Origin of the sequence: Phenylobacterium sp. (genome assembly GCF_036677185.1) — a bacterium.
Taxonomy (GTDB): Bacteria; Pseudomonadota; Alphaproteobacteria; order Caulobacterales; family Caulobacteraceae; genus Phenylobacterium.
The window spans coordinates 1-14205 of record NZ_JAKFEN010000012.1; the positions used below are offsets into that span (position 1 = coordinate 1).

The 14205-nt window shown below is 69.8% G+C and carries 18 protein-coding genes; 9 read left to right on the plus strand and 9 right to left on the minus strand.

Annotation, left to right across the window (positions count from 1 at the left end; all coding sequences use genetic code 11):
- Nucleotides 1–302: 302 nt before the first annotated feature.
- Nucleotides 303–602, minus strand: coding sequence for an antibiotic biosynthesis monooxygenase (locus V6M51_RS01480; RefSeq protein WP_332764019.1), 300 nt, complete (start codon nt 600–602; stop codon nt 303–305).
- A 10-nt stretch (nt 603–612) separates the two neighbouring features.
- Nucleotides 613–1431 (minus strand): dienelactone hydrolase family protein, encoded by an 819-nt coding sequence (locus tag V6M51_RS01485; protein ID WP_332764021.1) that lies wholly within the window; start codon nt 1429–1431, stop codon nt 613–615.
- Between the two features lie 278 nt (nt 1432–1709).
- Between V6M51_RS01485 and V6M51_RS01490 the strand changes: the two genes are divergently transcribed.
- Nucleotides 1710–2456, plus strand: a complete 747-nt coding sequence (locus tag V6M51_RS01490; protein WP_332764024.1) for an enoyl-CoA hydratase/isomerase family protein — start codon at nt 1710–1712, stop codon at nt 2454–2456.
- Between the two features lie 222 nt (nt 2457–2678).
- Here the strand turns inward: V6M51_RS01490 and V6M51_RS01495 are convergent, their stop codons facing one another.
- Entirely contained in the window at nt 2679–3275 is a 597-nt protein-coding gene (locus V6M51_RS01495; protein ID WP_332764026.1) for a CAP domain-containing protein, read from the minus strand.
- 130 nt (nt 3276–3405) lie between these two features.
- On the opposite strand from V6M51_RS01495, the gene V6M51_RS01500 reads away from it, so the two are divergent.
- The 5 genes from V6M51_RS01500 to V6M51_RS01520 all read left to right on the plus strand — a co-directional run bounded on the left by V6M51_RS01500 (nt 3406) and on the right by V6M51_RS01520 (nt 7369).
- Nucleotides 3406–4137 (plus strand): NYN domain-containing protein, encoded by a 732-nt coding sequence (locus tag V6M51_RS01500; RefSeq protein WP_332764028.1) that lies wholly within the window; start codon nt 3406–3408, stop codon nt 4135–4137.
- Nucleotides 4138–4236: 99 nt separating this feature from the next.
- Entirely contained in the window at nt 4237–5829 is a 1593-nt protein-coding gene (locus tag V6M51_RS01505; protein WP_332764030.1) for a hypothetical protein, read from the plus strand.
- Between the two features lie 66 nt (nt 5830–5895).
- Nucleotides 5896–6495, plus strand: coding sequence for a sigma-70 family RNA polymerase sigma factor (locus V6M51_RS01510; protein WP_332764031.1), 600 nt, complete (start codon nt 5896–5898; stop codon nt 6493–6495).
- Between the two features lie 82 nt (nt 6496–6577).
- Complete coding sequence (locus tag V6M51_RS01515) at nt 6578–6958, plus strand: nuclear transport factor 2 family protein (protein ID WP_332764033.1); 381 nt, start codon at nt 6578–6580, stop codon at nt 6956–6958.
- A gap of 81 nt (nt 6959–7039) precedes the next feature.
- On the plus strand, nt 7040–7369 hold the full coding sequence (locus tag V6M51_RS01520) for an ArsR/SmtB family transcription factor (protein WP_332764035.1): 330 nt from the start codon (nt 7040–7042) through the stop codon (nt 7367–7369).
- Here V6M51_RS01520 and V6M51_RS01525 read toward each other — a convergent pair.
- On the minus strand, nt 7366–8151 hold the full coding sequence (locus tag V6M51_RS01525; RefSeq protein WP_332764037.1) for a PEPxxWA-CTERM sorting domain-containing protein: 786 nt from the start codon (nt 8149–8151) through the stop codon (nt 7366–7368). The genes V6M51_RS01520 and V6M51_RS01525 overlap by 4 nt on opposite strands.
- 235 nt (nt 8152–8386) lie before the next feature.
- Between V6M51_RS01525 and V6M51_RS01530 the strand changes: the two genes are divergently transcribed.
- Entirely contained in the window at nt 8387–8797 is a 411-nt protein-coding gene (locus tag V6M51_RS01530; RefSeq protein WP_305675581.1) for a hypothetical protein, read from the plus strand.
- 6 nt (nt 8798–8803) lie between these two features.
- Here the strand turns inward: V6M51_RS01530 and V6M51_RS01535 are convergent, their stop codons facing one another.
- Both V6M51_RS01535 and V6M51_RS01540 read right to left on the minus strand, forming a co-directional pair.
- A complete protein-coding gene (locus V6M51_RS01535) occupies nt 8804–9319 on the minus strand; it encodes a histidine phosphatase family protein (protein WP_332764041.1) in 516 nt (171 codons plus the stop codon).
- 75 nt (nt 9320–9394) lie between these two features.
- Nucleotides 9395–10294 (minus strand): LysR substrate-binding domain-containing protein, encoded by a 900-nt coding sequence (locus V6M51_RS01540; RefSeq protein WP_332764042.1) that lies wholly within the window; start codon nt 10292–10294, stop codon nt 9395–9397.
- Between the two features lie 100 nt (nt 10295–10394).
- Between V6M51_RS01540 and V6M51_RS01545 the strand changes: the two genes are divergently transcribed.
- Both V6M51_RS01545 and V6M51_RS01550 read left to right on the plus strand, forming a co-directional pair.
- Nucleotides 10395–10574 (plus strand): hypothetical protein, encoded by a 180-nt coding sequence (locus tag V6M51_RS01545; protein ID WP_332764043.1) that lies wholly within the window; start codon nt 10395–10397, stop codon nt 10572–10574.
- 434 nt (nt 10575–11008) lie between these two features.
- Nucleotides 11009–11359: a DUF1428 domain-containing protein gene (locus V6M51_RS01550; protein WP_332764044.1), complete on the plus strand. Its 351-nt coding sequence runs from the start codon at nt 11009–11011 to the stop codon at nt 11357–11359.
- A gap of 56 nt (nt 11360–11415) precedes the next feature.
- On the opposite strand, the gene cysK is transcribed toward V6M51_RS01550, so the two are convergent.
- From cysK to V6M51_RS01565, 3 genes are all read right to left on the minus strand, one after another.
- A complete protein-coding gene (cysK, locus tag V6M51_RS01555; RefSeq protein WP_332764045.1) occupies nt 11416–12471 on the minus strand; it encodes a cysteine synthase A in 1056 nt (351 codons plus the stop codon).
- Nucleotides 12472–12527: 56 nt separating this feature from the next.
- A complete protein-coding gene (locus V6M51_RS01560; protein ID WP_332764046.1) occupies nt 12528–12788 on the minus strand; it encodes a hypothetical protein in 261 nt (86 codons plus the stop codon).
- A gap of 84 nt (nt 12789–12872) precedes the next feature.
- A complete protein-coding gene (locus V6M51_RS01565; protein WP_332764047.1) occupies nt 12873–14165 on the minus strand; it encodes a Xaa-Pro dipeptidase in 1293 nt (430 codons plus the stop codon).
- Between the last annotated feature and the right edge of the window lie 40 nt (nt 14166–14205).

Sequence of the window (14205 nt, forward strand, 5' to 3'; positions counted from 1 at the left end):
GTCTCAGGAACGGACGGGGCGTACGCCTACCGCATGGGGCCGCCGCCCTCGAACGCGAAGGACGTTTTCCGCACAGCGATCCGGACGCCGCTCGCGGCCGACGCTCACGCAGTCGACGCCTCCGCGGTCGAGCCCGAACGTCCTCGCTGACCGACACCGGCATGGCGCCACGTAGGCGCCATGCCGGACGGCCTTATGTCGACTGTCTCACGCAGCAGGAGTAGGCGCGGCGACGGCGGGCCGCAGTTCGTCAACCTGGCCGGCGAGGCGTTGGCCCGACCGCAGAGAATCAGAGCCGGCGGCTAGAGGTCGCCGCGGTCGCGTTCGTCGAGATAGATGAACCGCGGCGCGCGGACGCCGGCCTGGCGGCGGATCTCGACCAACTCGGGCGACTCGAAGAAGCGCCGGGCGGCGTCCAGGCTGCGCCAGCGCGAGATGTGCGCGACCTGGTTGGCGTCGCTGTCGGCGCTGAGGACCTGGAAGCTGAGCTCGCCGGCGGCCTTGCGCAGGCCCGCGGCGGCGTCGAACACCGCCTTCCACGCCGCGTAGTCGTCCACCTCATGGAGGATCAGGACGTAGGACTCGGATTTGGAGGTGGGCATGGGGCGGGTCTCAGGCGTGGAGCCGGTGGTGGAAGAAGGCGAGGATCTCGTCGCGGGCGGCGATGGTCGGCTGGCCCGCCTCGTCGATCAAGTGGGCGGTGACGACGCTGTGGGGGAAGGCCACGTGGCGCTGGAAGAACGACGGCGGGTCGGTGTGGGCCGCGCTGTCGGGCAGGACGCGGCCGACGAAGCGCTCGCCCAGCGCCTGGGACAGGGCCGCGAACCGCTCGGCGCGGCAGACCTGGTCGCCGGCGAAGCGGTAGGCCAGGACGGTGAGGTCGTCGGCCTCCAGGCGGGCGCCGACGGCGGCGAGGTCCTCGGGGTCGATGTCCAGGCCGCCAGGCTCGTCGAGCGGCAGGGAGGGTTGGGAGAGCACCGGGGCCAGGACCGCGGGCTCCAACGTCATGGTGAGCGCGAAATTGCCGGTGAAGCACATGCCGATGGCGCCCACGCCCGGGCCGCCGCAAGCCGCGTGGGCCTGGCGGGCGAGCGCCCGCAGCCACTGGGTCACCGGGGCCGTCCGGCCCGCTCCGAAGGCGCGGAACTCGGCGCTGACGCAGGCCCGCCGGAAGACCGCCGCGCCCTCGTCGGCGTCCGGGACCGCACCGTCCCGCCCGAACAACGAGGGCATGTAGACGGTGAAGCCGGCGTCACGGACCCAGCGGGCGAAGCGGGCCACGTGCGGGCTGATGCCGGGCATCTCGGTCATGACGATCACCGCCGGGCCGGTTCCGGCCACATAGACGCGCTTGGCGGCGTCCTCGAAGGTGAACTCCCGACGCTCGAAGTCCTCGAGGGGATCGTCCTGGGTCATCGGGCGGTGGGGCATGGGCGGGGTCCTTTCGTCCGTGTGAGATTTGCGCGGGACGGGGCCGGGCGGTAGGGTCGAATACGACACCTTTCGGGGATAATTCGCCAAATGATCCGAGTCCGCGCCTGGCGCTGCCGGTCGGTATGGCCTCAAGCCTGGCCCTCGCCCTCGACGCCCTGGAGACCGCCAACCCGTTAGGCCTCAACGGCGGGCGCCCCAGCGATCGAGGCGCCGGCCCCATGGCGCGGGGCTGACGGATCGGCTTTGATGGCGAGGCTGGACCGGAGGAGACGCCCGTGGCCGATATCCTGATCGTGGAGCGCAGGGGCGCGGTCGACTGGGTGACGTTGAACCGCCCCGAGCGGCTGAACGCCATCAACCAGCCGATGTCCGAGGCCCTGCTGGCCTATTTCGAGGCGCGGCGGCGGGATACGGAGGCGCGGGCGATCGTGCTGGCCGGCGCCGGGCGGGCCTTCTGCTCGGGGGCGGACCTCAAGGCCGGCGGCCAGCCGGACGCGCTGCGCGACGGGCCGAACGGCGACTGGATGCTGCGCGACACGCTGAAGGCCATGCGCGCCTGCCCGCAGCCCATCGTGACCCTGGTGCAGGGGGCCGCCGCGGGCGGGGGCCTGGCCTTCGCCCTGGCGTCCGACATCATCGTGGCGGGCGCGAGCGCCGCCTTCCATCCCGCCTTCATCAAGATCGGCCTGTCGGGCTCGGAGCTGGCGGTGAGCTGGCGGTTGCAGCGGACCCTCGGCATCTCGCGGGCCCGCGAAATGCTGCTGACCGGCGAGCCGATGGGGGCCGAGGAGGCCTGGCGCACCGGCCTGGTCTCCAAGGTCGTCCCCGACGAGGCCCTGGCCGCCGAGGGCGAGCGGCTGGCGCAGGCCATGCTCAAGGCCGCCCCCGACGCCCTGCGGGTCTCCAAGCGCACCTTCGACGCGACGCTGGAGGGGTTGAGCTTCGACGCGGCCCTGGAACTGGAGGAACGCGGCCAGATCCAGATGATCCGGGCGGGACGGGCGGCGGCGCCGTCAGGCTAGGATAGGGTCGAGCAATGATTGATCGCCCTTCTCCCCTTGCGGGAGAAGGTGTCGGGCGAGGAGCCCGACGGATGAGGGGTCTCTCAGAACTCGCCGGTCAGCTTTCGGCCTGGCTGCAACTCAGACATCAGACGGATAGGGCTTTCGACCCCTCATCCGACCCCGCTCTCGCGGGGCCACCTTCTCCCGCAAGGGGAGAAGGACCGAGTTCTGCCGCCGTTCTCAGCGCTGCACGAAGGCCCCGGCGTAGTCGATGACGCACATGGCGCCGTGGACGGCGTGCGGGCCGCAGGCGATCCCGGCGGCCTGGTAGGCGCGGCGGAAGATGTCCTTGCGGTGGCCCCGGCCCGGGACGCCGGAATCGACCACCAGCTGGATCACCACGTCGCGGGGGTTGTCATAGCCGTAGGAGAGGCTCTCGGCGGTCAGGCCGGCATAGACCCCGTGGCGCTGCAGCCGCGGGCCCAGGGCGTCGGGGCCTCGGCCGTGGCCCTCGTCGCCGCGCCGCGACTGGGCGCCGACGAAGGCGTGAGCGGCGGCGGCCAGGCCCTCGTCATGGCGTAGGGGCGGCAGGGGCGGCTGGGCCTGCAGGAAGGCCACGGCCTCGTGCAGGGCGTCCTCGTCCGCATAGCCGACGCTGGCCAGGCCACCGCCGTAGGGGCGCTCGGCCGCGGCGGTGCGCAGCTCGCGGGCATAGTTCGCGGGGTTGGCGCGGGCGTAGTTGATCTCGGCCAGGACGTCGTCTTCGAACTCCCCGGCGGTGGCCGCCAGCGGGGCGGCGAGGCTGAGGAGGAGGGCGAGGCGAAGGGCTGCGCGCATACTGGCGTCTCGTCGATCAAGCGTCCCCCGGGGAGGGTGTAGCAGCGGCGCGGTTAAGTTGGGGTTGCGGCATAGCGCGCCCCGGCGGGCGGGGTTAAGGCTGGGGCCACACGCCCACGAAGGATATCCCATGTCGAACGAGAGCCGCGCGCCGCGCCTGGCGGTGCTGATCGACGCGGAGAACGCCTCGGCCCGCATCGCCGAGGCCCTGTTCACCGAAATCGCCACCATCGGCGAGGCCAGCGCCCGGCGGATCTATGGCGATTTCTCCAGCGCCCAGATGAACCAGTGGACCAAGGTCCTGGCGCGGTTCGCCATCCAGCCGCAGCAGAACTTCGCCAACACCAAGGGCAAGAACGCCGGCGACATCGCGCTGGTCATCGACGCCATGGACCTGCTGAACGCCGGGCGCTTCGATGGGTTCTGCCTGGTCTCGTCGGACAGCGACTTCACGCGGCTGGCCTCGCGCATCCGGGAGGAGGGGGTGTCGGTCTACGGCTTCGGCGAGCAGAAGACGCCCGAGAGCTTCCGCCAGGCCTGCACGCGGTTCATCTACACCGAGAACCTGACCGCGCCCCTGGCCGAGCCCGCCGCCAAGGGCGCGCCGGCCGCCCCGCCGGCCCCGGCCAAGCGCAAGGCCATCGAGGCCGTGCCGCTGATCGAGACGGTGATGGCCGACATCGACGACGACGAGGGCTGGGCCACGGTCAGCGCCATCGCCAACCGCCTGCGCAACGCCTATCCGGACTTCGACCAGCGGACCTACGGCTTCGCGAAGCTGTCGGACCTGATCCGGGCGACAGGGAAGTTCCAGGCCCAGGCGCTGGTGGGGGGTGGTTCGGTGCGGGTGCGGAAGAAGTAGGGGATGTTGGTATCGTGTCCCCGTATTAGCATCGAGGTTGCCAAGGCCCCGTGATGGTCGGAGGCTGCCCCGCTGGCTTCGCCGCCCGGAGGTTCCCCGATGAAAGCCCTGCTGTTCGCCGCCGCTGTCCTTGCCGCCGCCGGTCCGGCACAGGCGCAACATGAGCACCATGCCGTCGAGCTGGGCGAGGTGGCGTTCGCGACGTCTTGCCGGCCCGAGGCGCAGGCGACGTTCAACCGGGCGATCGCCTGGCTGCACTCGTTCGAATACGAGGAGGCCGAGAAGAGCTTCCTTGAGGCCGCGGGCGCCGATCCGAACTGCGCCATGGCGCAATGGGGCGTGGCCATGAGCCACTACCATCCGCTCTGGGCGCCGCCCGGCCCCGCGGAGCTGGAGAAGGGCGCCGCCGCCATCGCCAAGGCCCAGGCCCTGGGCGCGCCGAGCGAGCGGGAGCGGGACTATGTGGCGGCCATGGCGGCCTTCTATCGGGACGCCGGCACGGTCGGTCATGGGCCGCGCGTGCTGGCCTATGTGGACGCCATGCGCGGGCTGCATGGGCGCTATCCGGACGACCAGGAGGGGGCGGTGTTCTATGCGCTCGCGCTGATCGCGGCCGGGACCATGGACAGTGACGAGAGCTTCGCGCGGGAGAACGAGGCGGCCGGGCTCTTGAACGCGGTGCTGGCGCGGCAGCCGCGCCATCCCGGCGTGTCGCACTATCTGATCCACAGCTACGACTACCCGCCGCTGGCGCACCTGGCCCTGCCGGCGGCGCGCAGCTATGCCGGCATCGCGCCGGCCTCGGCCCACGCCCAGCACATGCCCTCGCACATCTTCACGCGGCTGGGGCTGTGGAAGGAGGCGGTCGCCTCGGACCTGAAGGCGGAGGCGGCGGCCAAGGCCTATGCCACGCGCCACGGCATGGCCGGCGCCTGGGACGAGCAGCTGCACGCCATGGACTACCTGGCCTACGCCTATCTGCAGCTCGGCGACGACGCCAAGGCGCGCGGGGTGCTGGACGAGCTCAATGCGATCACGCGGGTCGACCCGCCGAACTTCAAGGTCGCCTATGCCATGGCGGCGATCCCGGCGCGCTACGCCCTGGAGCGGCGGCGGTGGGCGGAGGCCGCGGCCCTGGAGCTTCCGCCGCAGTCCGTGGCGGCCGTGCCTTGGGCGCGCTTCCATTGGGCGCAGGCCCATATCCACTTCGCGCGCGCGGTGGGCGCGGCGCGCTCGGGCCAGACCGAGGCGGCGCAAGCGGAGATCGCGCGGCTGGACGAGATCGTGAAGGCCCTGCCGGCCAAGCCGGGGGAATATGACTGGGGCAAGCAGGTCGAGATCGAGCGCCGGATCGCCGCGGCCTGGCTGGCGAAGGCGCAGGGGCGTGGCGAAGCGGCCGTGGGCCTGATGCGCGCCGCCGCCGACCTGGACGACGCCACGGAGAAGCACCCGGTGACGCCGGGCCAGATCCTGCCGGCCCGCGAACAGCTGGGCGAGCTGCTGCTGGAGCTGAACCGGCCGGCCGACGCCCTGGCCGAGTTCGAGGCTTCGCTGACCCGCGCTCCGGGACGTTATGGCGGGCTGTCAGGCGCGGCCCGCGCCGCGGACCTCGCCAAGGATCCGGCCAAGGCGGCCCGCTACCGCGCGCTGCTGCCGCCCTGCGGCGCGGGATGCACGCGGCCGGCGGCCTAGAAATCTTGGTCAACAAGCGGAGCCATTCCGCCCGGGGAGCGTTGTTGTGGGTACGGAGGACCAACAATGACCAAGACCACGACCACGTGTGACGGGCCGACGAACGACTTCCGGACTGACCTGATCGGTCTCATTCCCCACATGCGCGCCTTCGCGCGGTCGCTTTGCAACGACCGGACCTATGCCGACGACCTGGCGCAGGACGCGCTGGCCAAGGCGCTGGCGTCGGAGAAGAGCTTCACCATGGGGACCAATATGAAGGCCTGGGTCTTCATGATCCTGCGCAACCAGTTCTATTCCGACATGCGCCGCGCCTGGCGCTCGCAGCCGCTGGATCCAGAGGTCGCCGAGCGGACCCTGGTCTCGATCTCCGACCCGACCGCCGGCCTGGAACTGGACGAGCTGCGCCGGGCCCTGGCCATGCTGCCGGTCGACATGCGCGAGGCCCTGGTCCTGGTGGGGGCGGGGGGCATGTCCTACGAGGAGGTCAGCGCGATCAGCGGTGTGGCGGTGGGCACGGTGAAGAGCCGGGTCAGCCGGGCGCGCGACCGCTTGGCCCTGATCTATGCCGAGGGCGAGATCGGCGGCGACGACGGCCTGCCGAGCGGCGCCATGGCGGCGATCATGGCCCAGCTGGACAGCTATGCGCGGGCCCACGCGGCGTAGCCCCTCCCAGGGGACGAAAACCAATTCCTTTCCGCAAGGGACACCGGCCATGGTGGGGGCGACCCGTCCGGAGGCTCCGCCCATGACCGCGCTTTCCCGCTGGCACGACCTGATCGAGGCCTCCGACCCCGCCGGGTTGGAGGACCTGATCGCCGAGGGGGCGGTGTTCGAGAGCCCCATCGTGCACACGCCCCAGGTGGGCAAGGCGATCACCGTCAAGTACCTGGCCTCGGCCCTGCGCCTGCTGAACAACGGCACGTTCCGCTATCTGGGCGAATGGCGGGCGGAGGGCTCGGCGGTGCTGGAGTTCGCCTGCGAGGTGGAGGGGGTGGCGATCAATGGCGTCGACATGATCTGGTGGAACCCGGCCGAGCAGATCACCCGGTTCAAGGTGATGGTGCGACCGCTGAAAGCCATCAACACACTGCACCGGGCCATGGGCGAGATGCTGGCGCGCGGCTAGGCCTGGGCGCGCGACCTCTGGTTGTTGATTTCTCGTGACAGGCGAGCTTGACTTCGGCGCGCGGGGGCGTAGGCGTCGCTCATGGTTAACGAATCCAAACTCGACCGCACCTTCGCGGCCCTATCCGACCCCACCCGGCGCGCCCTGCTGACGCAGCTGCGCCAGCGGCAGGCCATGTCGGTCTCGGAGCTCGCCGCGCCCTTCGCCATGTCGCTGCCATCGGTGATGAAGCACCTGGACGTGCTGTCGGACGCCGGCCTGATCAGCCGCAGCAAGACCGGCCGCAAGGTCACCTGCCAGCTGACGCCGGGGCTGATGCAGGCCGCCATCGGCTGGCTGGCTGAGTATGAGAGCTGCTGGGAGCCAGACCCCCCGGCCGCCACCTTCGGGGAAGAGCGCGAGCGGCTCTAGGCGGCGGATTGGCTGGTGATCGGGCGACCCCGGCGGCGCAGGGCCGCCCCAGCCAGGCCGAAGCCCATGAGCATCATGGCCCAGGCAGAGGGCTCGGGGATGCCGACGATCCTAGCGCCGTCGAAATCCCAGACGCCCCGAAAGCCTTGGGTATAATAGGTGCTCGTATAGGTTGGTGCGTCGATCCAAAAGTCGCTGGTGGCGGTCCAATTGCCCCTTCCGTCGCAGTCATAAGGCTCGGATTTACTCTGCCTCAAGCAGTATCCGTGCCAGCCAATATAGTCGGTAGCATCCGGCCCGGGGTTCATTCGAGAGCCAAGGTTGTAGTCTGGACCAATATCGAAATAACTTGGCGCGGACTTCCCGATCAATCCGATCACCTTGGATCCTTTGTAAAGGATTGCGCCGTTTTTGACGAAGCGGGTTTCATCCGAGTGGCTGCAACCTGGCCCGAACTCCGCTTCACAGTTGGTCTCGAAGTATTGAGCGGCGATGGGATCGCCGTCGAATTTATCGGAGAATGGCATCAGGAACCCGCTCGACGAGACACGCAGGGTGCTCATCTGGGCAAGCGAATAGCCGGATTTCCCCAACTGGATGGCGTTATTGGGATCAAACGATATGACGGCCGTGACGGGATCGCCCAGCGACAGATGCGGATCAACATACGGGAAACCCCGTTCCGCGACGAGTTGGCCTTGAACGACCACAGAGGCACTAGAAGCCGTACCGGCCCAGGCGAGGAAAACAGCTGCGGCAACCGGCGCGACAAGCTTCAACATTGGACAACTCCCTAGGGTAGAGTGACCCTTCGCGGTCGGTGGCCATGTGTCAATGAGGTCCGGCGCGATCACGCCAAGGCCGCGGTGAACCGCCGAAGCGCAGGCGCGTTGCGGCAAGATTGGGCGATCGGCTCCATGCGACGATTAAGTCGCCGCCGCGTCATGCCTTCGCCGTCATTTATGCGTTATGGGCGGGAATAGGCTGCGGGGGCGCGGCCGACAGCTGGAGCGAAACGTGAGCAGATTTTCGACCGTGATCGTGGCGGCGGGCCTTCTGGCCCTGGGCGGTTGCGGAGAGGCCGGCAAGAGCGCCGGCGCCGGGCAGGACAAGTATGCGGGGCTCGACGTGGCGATCCGCGGCTGGCACGACGCGATCGTGGCCTCCGACGCCGAGTGCAAGGCCAAGGACGGCAAGGGCTGCCAGGCCTTCGAAGTCGCCTGCAAGGGCGAGCGTGAGATCGCCCCGGCCGAGCAGGCCAAGGGGGTCTCGACCAAGATCGTCGTGGCCATGAGCTGGGAAGGCTGGGACGAGGCTCGGGCGGAGTACCGCTCGCAGTCCGGCTTCGCGGAATTCAACAAGGTCGACGGCGCCTGGACGCGCACCAAGGTGGGCCCTGTGAACCTGGCGAGCTGCGCGGCTATCTAGAGAATCTCAGCAGGCCGAGGTTGGCGCGCCGTAGCGCGCGTGGACCACCTTGGGCGCGCCGGCCCCGAGCTGGATGACGGTCATGCGGTCGAAGTCGCAGTCGGTGAGCGGCTGCGGATCGGCGTCGCCGAGCGCGCGGGCGATCTCCGGGACAGTGTTGCTGTGACCGACCACCAGGACGGTGGCCGTCGCCGGGGCCTGGCGGGCCAGGGCGGCGACGGCGGCCACGTGGATCGGCTGGCCGCCGTCGAAGCCGATGCTGGTGACGGTGAGGCCGGCCGCGGCGGCGGTGGGCTGGGCGGTGGACCGGGTGCGCTTCAGCGGCGTGGCGATCACCGTGCTGACGCCGGCGCCCCGCAGCGCCGCCGCCAGGGCCGCGGCGCGGGCCTCTCCGGCCGCCGACAGAGCCGGGTCGGACGAGGTGTCGACCTTTTCCCCATGCCGGACGATCACGACGGTCTGGGCGCCGGCGGAGGTGACGGATATCAGCGCCGCCGCCAGGGCGATCAGGCTGGTCCTCATGAACGGCTCCGGCGATCGAGGGTTGTGAGGCGGGAGAGAACCACGGCGCCGGCCGCCGGGTCTACTCCGCCTCGTCTACTCCGGCAGATCGGCGACGCAGGCCAGCAGCCAGTCGCGGAAGGCGACGATCTTGGCGGAGCGGCGGCGGTCCTTCGGATAGGCCAGCCAGTAGCCGCCGCCCAGGGGCATGGTGGCCCTGAACGGTCGCACCAGCCGCCCTGCGGCTATCTCGGTCTGGAAGAGGATCGGCGAGCCCAGCGCCACGCCCTGGCCGGCCAGGGCCGAGGCCACCTCCAGGGTCTGGGTGTCGGCCATCAGCCGTGGCGGTGAGGCGCTCGGCCCCGGGGTGACCACGCCGGCGAAATGGAACCAGGTCGCCCACTCGTCGGGCGAGCCGATGCGCGGGGCGGCCAGCAGGTCCTCGGGCTTTTCCAGCCCGCCCAGGCTCTCGCGCATTTGCGGCGTGCAGAGCGGCGTCTGCTCGGAGGGGAAGAGGAAGTGGGCCTCCAGGCCGGGCCAGTCGCCATAGCCGCCGCGCACGGCCACATCCAGGTTCTCGTGGATCAGGTCCACCAGCCGGCCGCTGGCCTCCAGCCGCACGGCCAGCTTAGGGTGGGCGACCTGGAAGGCCCCGATCCGCGGCGCCAGCCACTGGGTGGCCAGGGTCTGCATGGTGGTGATGGCCAGCACGCCCTCGCCGGTCTCGGTGAGGTCGTCGAGCGCCGCGCGCAGCAGGTTGACCGCCTCGCTGGAAGCCCGCGCCAGCCGCTCGCCGGCGGCGGTCAGCACGACCTCGCGCGGCAGGCGCAGGAAGAGGGCCTGGTCCAGCCGGCGCTCCAGGGCCTTCACCTGCCAGCTCACCGCCGCCTGGGTGACGCCCAGCTCCTCGGCGGCGCGGGTGAAGCTCTTCAGGCGCGCGGCGGCCTCGAAGACCCGGATGGCGCTGAGCGGGATGGTGGCGAGACTGTCTGGCATAAGCTGTCCTAATGTTTAGAGCAGGAGGACGCGTTTGTCACGGGAGCGCCCAGGCGCGATCTTCTCCAAGCCCGGAAAGGGCCGTGGACGGAGAAAGATCATGGAAGAGCTGAGCAGGCTGCATAAGGACGTTCCCTTTGGCTGGGTCGCCATGCTGCAGGAATTCCTGGCGGCGCGCGCGTCGCGGCGGCGGGGCCAGGCCGTCCAGGGCCCGTGGGGCCGGCGCACGGACACCTCCGCCTTGCCGGGCGACATGCATCACCTGGCCGGGCCCCATTGAGCGGCCTCGCGGATGGACCTCTCTGGATCCTTCTCCCCTTGAGGGAGAAGGTGGCCCCGCGAGAGCGGGGTCGGATGAGGGGTCGAAAGCCCTATCCGATTGGCGGCGGCGAAGCCGCGGAGGCCCGAGGATAGAGGAACCACAAAGGACACCAAGGACACAAAGGAGCACCAAGGGTCCGCGTTAGAGCCTCGCGCCATCCGCGTCCTCATGAACTTCGTGGTCCTTTGTGTCCTTGGTGTCCTTCGTGGTTCAATTCGGCTTCGCCGATCTAACCGCAGAGTTCTGAGAGACCCCTCATCCGACCTTGCTCCGCAAGGCCACCTTCTCCCGCAGGGGGAGAAGGACGCGTGGCGGCAAAAATTCGCCGGCCCTTGTCGGAACGCTCTCCAGGCGCGCGTCCTTTGGACGAAGCGATCAAGAGGAGACGCAAGATGTCCTATGTCGACGGTTTCGTCCTGGCGGTCCCGAAGGCCAGTATCGAGGCCTATAAGGAGATAGCCCGCCTCGCTGGGACGATCTGGAAGGAGTACGGCGCGCTATCCTATGTGGAATGCATCGGCGACGATGTGCCGATGGGCGAGCTGACCTCGTTCCCCCGCGCCGTCCAGGCCAAGGACGACGAGATCGTGGTGTTCTCCTGGATCACCTTCGCCTCGCGCCGGGCGCGCGACGAGATCAACGCCAAGGTGATGGCCGATCTGCGCCTGAAGGGCCCTGACGAGTGCCCGTTCGACAGCAAGCGCATGATCTTCGGCGGGTTCGAGAGCTTCGTGGAGCTGTAGGGGCGGGACGCTCACGCCCTTCTCCCCTTGCGGGAGAAGGGCGCGTTGGTCGCCCCTCAGGCCGGGGTGGGGACGTCGGCGAACATTGGGGACGAACGGGCGATCTCGAGCTCCTCGGGGGTCATCTCGATGGAGACGTCGGCGAACAGCGGGGTCGAGAGGTAGCGCTCGCCGGTGTCGGGCAGCATGCAGAGGATGTTGGCCCCCTGCGGCGCGTCCCGTGCAACGCGCAGGGCGCCGGCCAGGGTGGCGCCGGCGGTGATGCCGACGAAGACGCCTTCCTTCTGCGCCAGATCCTTGCTGCGCCCCATGGCGTCGGCCATCTCGATGGGCAGGATCATGTCGGCCAGGCCCATATCCACCGCGTCGCCGGTCAGCTTGGGGATGAAGTCCGGGGTCCAGCCTTGCATCGGATGGGGCTTCCAGGCCGGGTGACCGTCGGACGCCGAGCCATCGGGGTTGCGGGCCTGGGGGGCGCCGCTGCCGAGCAGGGGGGCGTCCTGCGGTTCGCACACCACGATCTTGGTTTCGGGCCGTTCCTGGCGCAGCACGCGGCCCACGCCCTTCAGCGTGCCGCCCGTGCCGTAGCCGGTCACCCAATAGTCCAGGCGCTCGCCTTCGAAATCGCGGAGGATCTCACGCGCGGTGGTGGCCGAGTGGGTGTCGGGATTGGCCTCGTTCTCGAACTGGCGGGTCAGGAACCAGCCGTGCTTCTGAGCGAGTTCGACCGCCTTGGCGACCATGCCGGTGCCGCGATGCGCGGCCGGGGTGAGGACCAGCTTGGCCCCCAGGAAACGCATCAGCTTGCGCCGCTCGACGCTGAAGCTGTCGGCCATCACGACCACAAGGGGGTAGCCTTTCTGGGCGCAGACCATGGCCAGGCCGATGCCGGTGTTGCCGCTGGTGGCCTCGATCACCGTCTGGCCGGGCTTCAGCGCGCCGGACTTTTCCGCCGCCTCGATGACCCCCAGCGCCAGGCGGTCCTTGACCGAGCCCAGCGGGTTGAAGGCCTCCACCTTGGCGTAAAGGTTCACGTGGGCCGGAGCCAGGCGGTTGATCCGCACCACGGGGGTGTCGCCCACCGTCTCCAGGATGTTTTGAAACTTGGCCATACGGCGGATCTCCCTCGAACGCGGCGAATGAGCGCTTGCCGAGGCGAGTGAGTCAATCAGAGCCGCGAGGCGAGATAGGCGGTGAGCGCGGGGATGGCCAGCAGGATGGCGACGTTCAGGACCACGTAGCTGACAGCCAGCATGGGCCGGCCGCGGCGATGAGACCGCAGCGCCATCTCGCTCAGCACCCCGGTGATCGGTCCGAACACGACCCAGGGCGACAGCCGCAGCAGCATCATCCCGGCGCGTTTCGAGATGTCCGCTCCGGAGGCGGCGGGAGGTTCCTGCGAGGGGCCGCTGAGAAGCACGTCAGCCATTCCGTTCCGCGCCTCTCACTGTGACACAACTCGTCTGGACGCAGCGGCGGCGTCGCAGATGTCGTGCCAACCGGTGTGTCCTGTTTACGGAATATTCACCAGATTTCCGCCCTTGACGACTCCCTTCACGCGGGTGAGCGCCTCGATGTCGGCGAGCGGGTCGCCCGAGACGGCGATCATGTCGCCGTAGTGGCCGGGGCTGAGGGCGCCGACATCGGCGCTGGCGCCCATCAGGGCGGCGGCGACCGTGGTGGCCGACTGGATGGCCTGCATGGGGGTCATGCCGTAGCGGACCATGTAGGCGAACTGGCGGCCGTTCAGGCCGTGGGGATAGACCCCGGCGTCGGTGCCGTAGCTGAGCTTGACCCCGGCCTTGACCGCCTTGCGGAAGCCCTGGCGCTGCAGCTCGGTGGTCTCCAGGTTCTTGCGCAGGTACTCGGCGGGCCAGCCCTCGCGGCGGCCGGCCTGGTCGATCCAGTCGCCGTCATAGATGTCCATGTCCAGCCAGACGCCCTTGGCCTTGGCCAGCGAAACGCCCTCGTCGTCGATCAGGGAGGCGTGCTCGATGGAGCGGGCGCCGGCGCGGATGGCGGCCTTGATCCCCTCCGCGCCGTGGGCGTGGGCGATGCAGTAGCTGCCGTGGGCGGCGGCCTCGTCGCATGCGGCCTTCATCTCGGCTTCGCTGAGCTCGAGCTGGCCGGGCTCGCTACCCATGGCCAGGACCGCGCCGGTGCCGATCAGCTTGATGAAGTCGGCGCCCTGCTGGAGCAGGTAGCGCACCCGGTCGCGGGCCTCGCCGGGGTTGCGCACCTCGCCCAGCTTGAAGTCGGCCGGAATGATCACGTCGGGCGCCGCGCCGGTCACCGCCCCGCCGCCGCCGGGGACGGTGATATAGGCGCCGGCCACCTTCATGCGCGGGCCCTCGACCTGGCCGGCCTCGATGGCGTCGCGCAGGGCCACGTCGCTGAGGCCGCGGTAGACGCCCGCGTCGCGGACGCTGGTGAAACCGGCCCGCAGGGTGACGCGGGCGGTCTCGGCGCCCTTGAGGATGGTCGCGGCCGCCGAGTGCTTCAGCGGCTCGGCGGGGTCGTTGGTGGACCCGTAGCCGTCCGCCACATGGGTGTGCATGTCGATCAGGCCGGGCAGGACGGTGTAGGCCGACCAGTCGATCAGGCGTCCGTCGGCCGGGGCCGAGGTCCAGGCGGTGACCGCGACCACGCGGCCGCCGACCACCTTGATCAGCCGATCGGCCTGGACGACGCCCTGCTCGGGATCGATGAGCTTGCCGGCCCGGACATAGACCGTCCTTGGGGCGGTTTCGGCCCGGACGCCCGTAGCGGCCAGCGCCATCGCCAGGATCAGACCCCAAGCCTTCATCGATTCTGCTCCGAATTCCGCACCACGCCGGAAGTGGGGA

Coding starts and splice junctions, on each gene's coding strand:
- V6M51_RS01535 (WP_332764041.1), bottom strand. CDS start 9,319: ATGAGGACCAGCCTGATCGCCCTGGCGGCGGCGCTGATATCCGTCACC.
- V6M51_RS01550 (WP_332764044.1), top strand. CDS start 11,009: ATGTCCTATGTCGACGGTTTCGTCCTGGCGGTCCCGAAGGCCAGTATC.
- V6M51_RS01505 (WP_332764030.1), top strand. CDS start 4,237: ATGAAAGCCCTGCTGTTCGCCGCCGCTGTCCTTGCCGCCGCCGGTCCG.
- V6M51_RS01525 (WP_332764037.1), bottom strand. CDS start 8,151: ATGTTGAAGCTTGTCGCGCCGGTTGCCGCAGCTGTTTTCCTCGCCTGG.
- V6M51_RS01545 (WP_332764043.1), top strand. CDS start 10,395: ATGGAAGAGCTGAGCAGGCTGCATAAGGACGTTCCCTTTGGCTGGGTC.
- V6M51_RS01485 (WP_332764021.1), bottom strand. CDS start 1,431: ATGCCCCACCGCCCGATGACCCAGGACGATCCCCTCGAGGACTTCGAG.
- V6M51_RS01560 (WP_332764046.1), bottom strand. CDS start 12,788: ATGGCTGACGTGCTTCTCAGCGGCCCCTCGCAGGAACCTCCCGCCGCC.
- V6M51_RS01495 (WP_332764026.1), bottom strand. CDS start 3,275: ATGCGCGCAGCCCTTCGCCTCGCCCTCCTCCTCAGCCTCGCCGCCCCG.
- cysK (WP_332764045.1), bottom strand. CDS start 12,471: ATGGCCAAGTTTCAAAACATCCTGGAGACGGTGGGCGACACCCCCGTG.
- V6M51_RS01515 (WP_332764033.1), top strand. CDS start 6,578: ATGACCGCGCTTTCCCGCTGGCACGACCTGATCGAGGCCTCCGACCCC.
- V6M51_RS01520 (WP_332764035.1), top strand. CDS start 7,040: ATGGTTAACGAATCCAAACTCGACCGCACCTTCGCGGCCCTATCCGAC.
- V6M51_RS01480 (WP_332764019.1), bottom strand. CDS start 602: ATGCCCACCTCCAAATCCGAGTCCTACGTCCTGATCCTCCATGAGGTG.
- V6M51_RS01565 (WP_332764047.1), bottom strand. CDS start 14,165: ATGAAGGCTTGGGGTCTGATCCTGGCGATGGCGCTGGCCGCTACGGGC.
- V6M51_RS01510 (WP_332764031.1), top strand. CDS start 5,896: ATGACCAAGACCACGACCACGTGTGACGGGCCGACGAACGACTTCCGG.
- V6M51_RS01500 (WP_332764028.1), top strand. CDS start 3,406: ATGTCGAACGAGAGCCGCGCGCCGCGCCTGGCGGTGCTGATCGACGCG.
- V6M51_RS01540 (WP_332764042.1), bottom strand. CDS start 10,294: ATGCCAGACAGTCTCGCCACCATCCCGCTCAGCGCCATCCGGGTCTTC.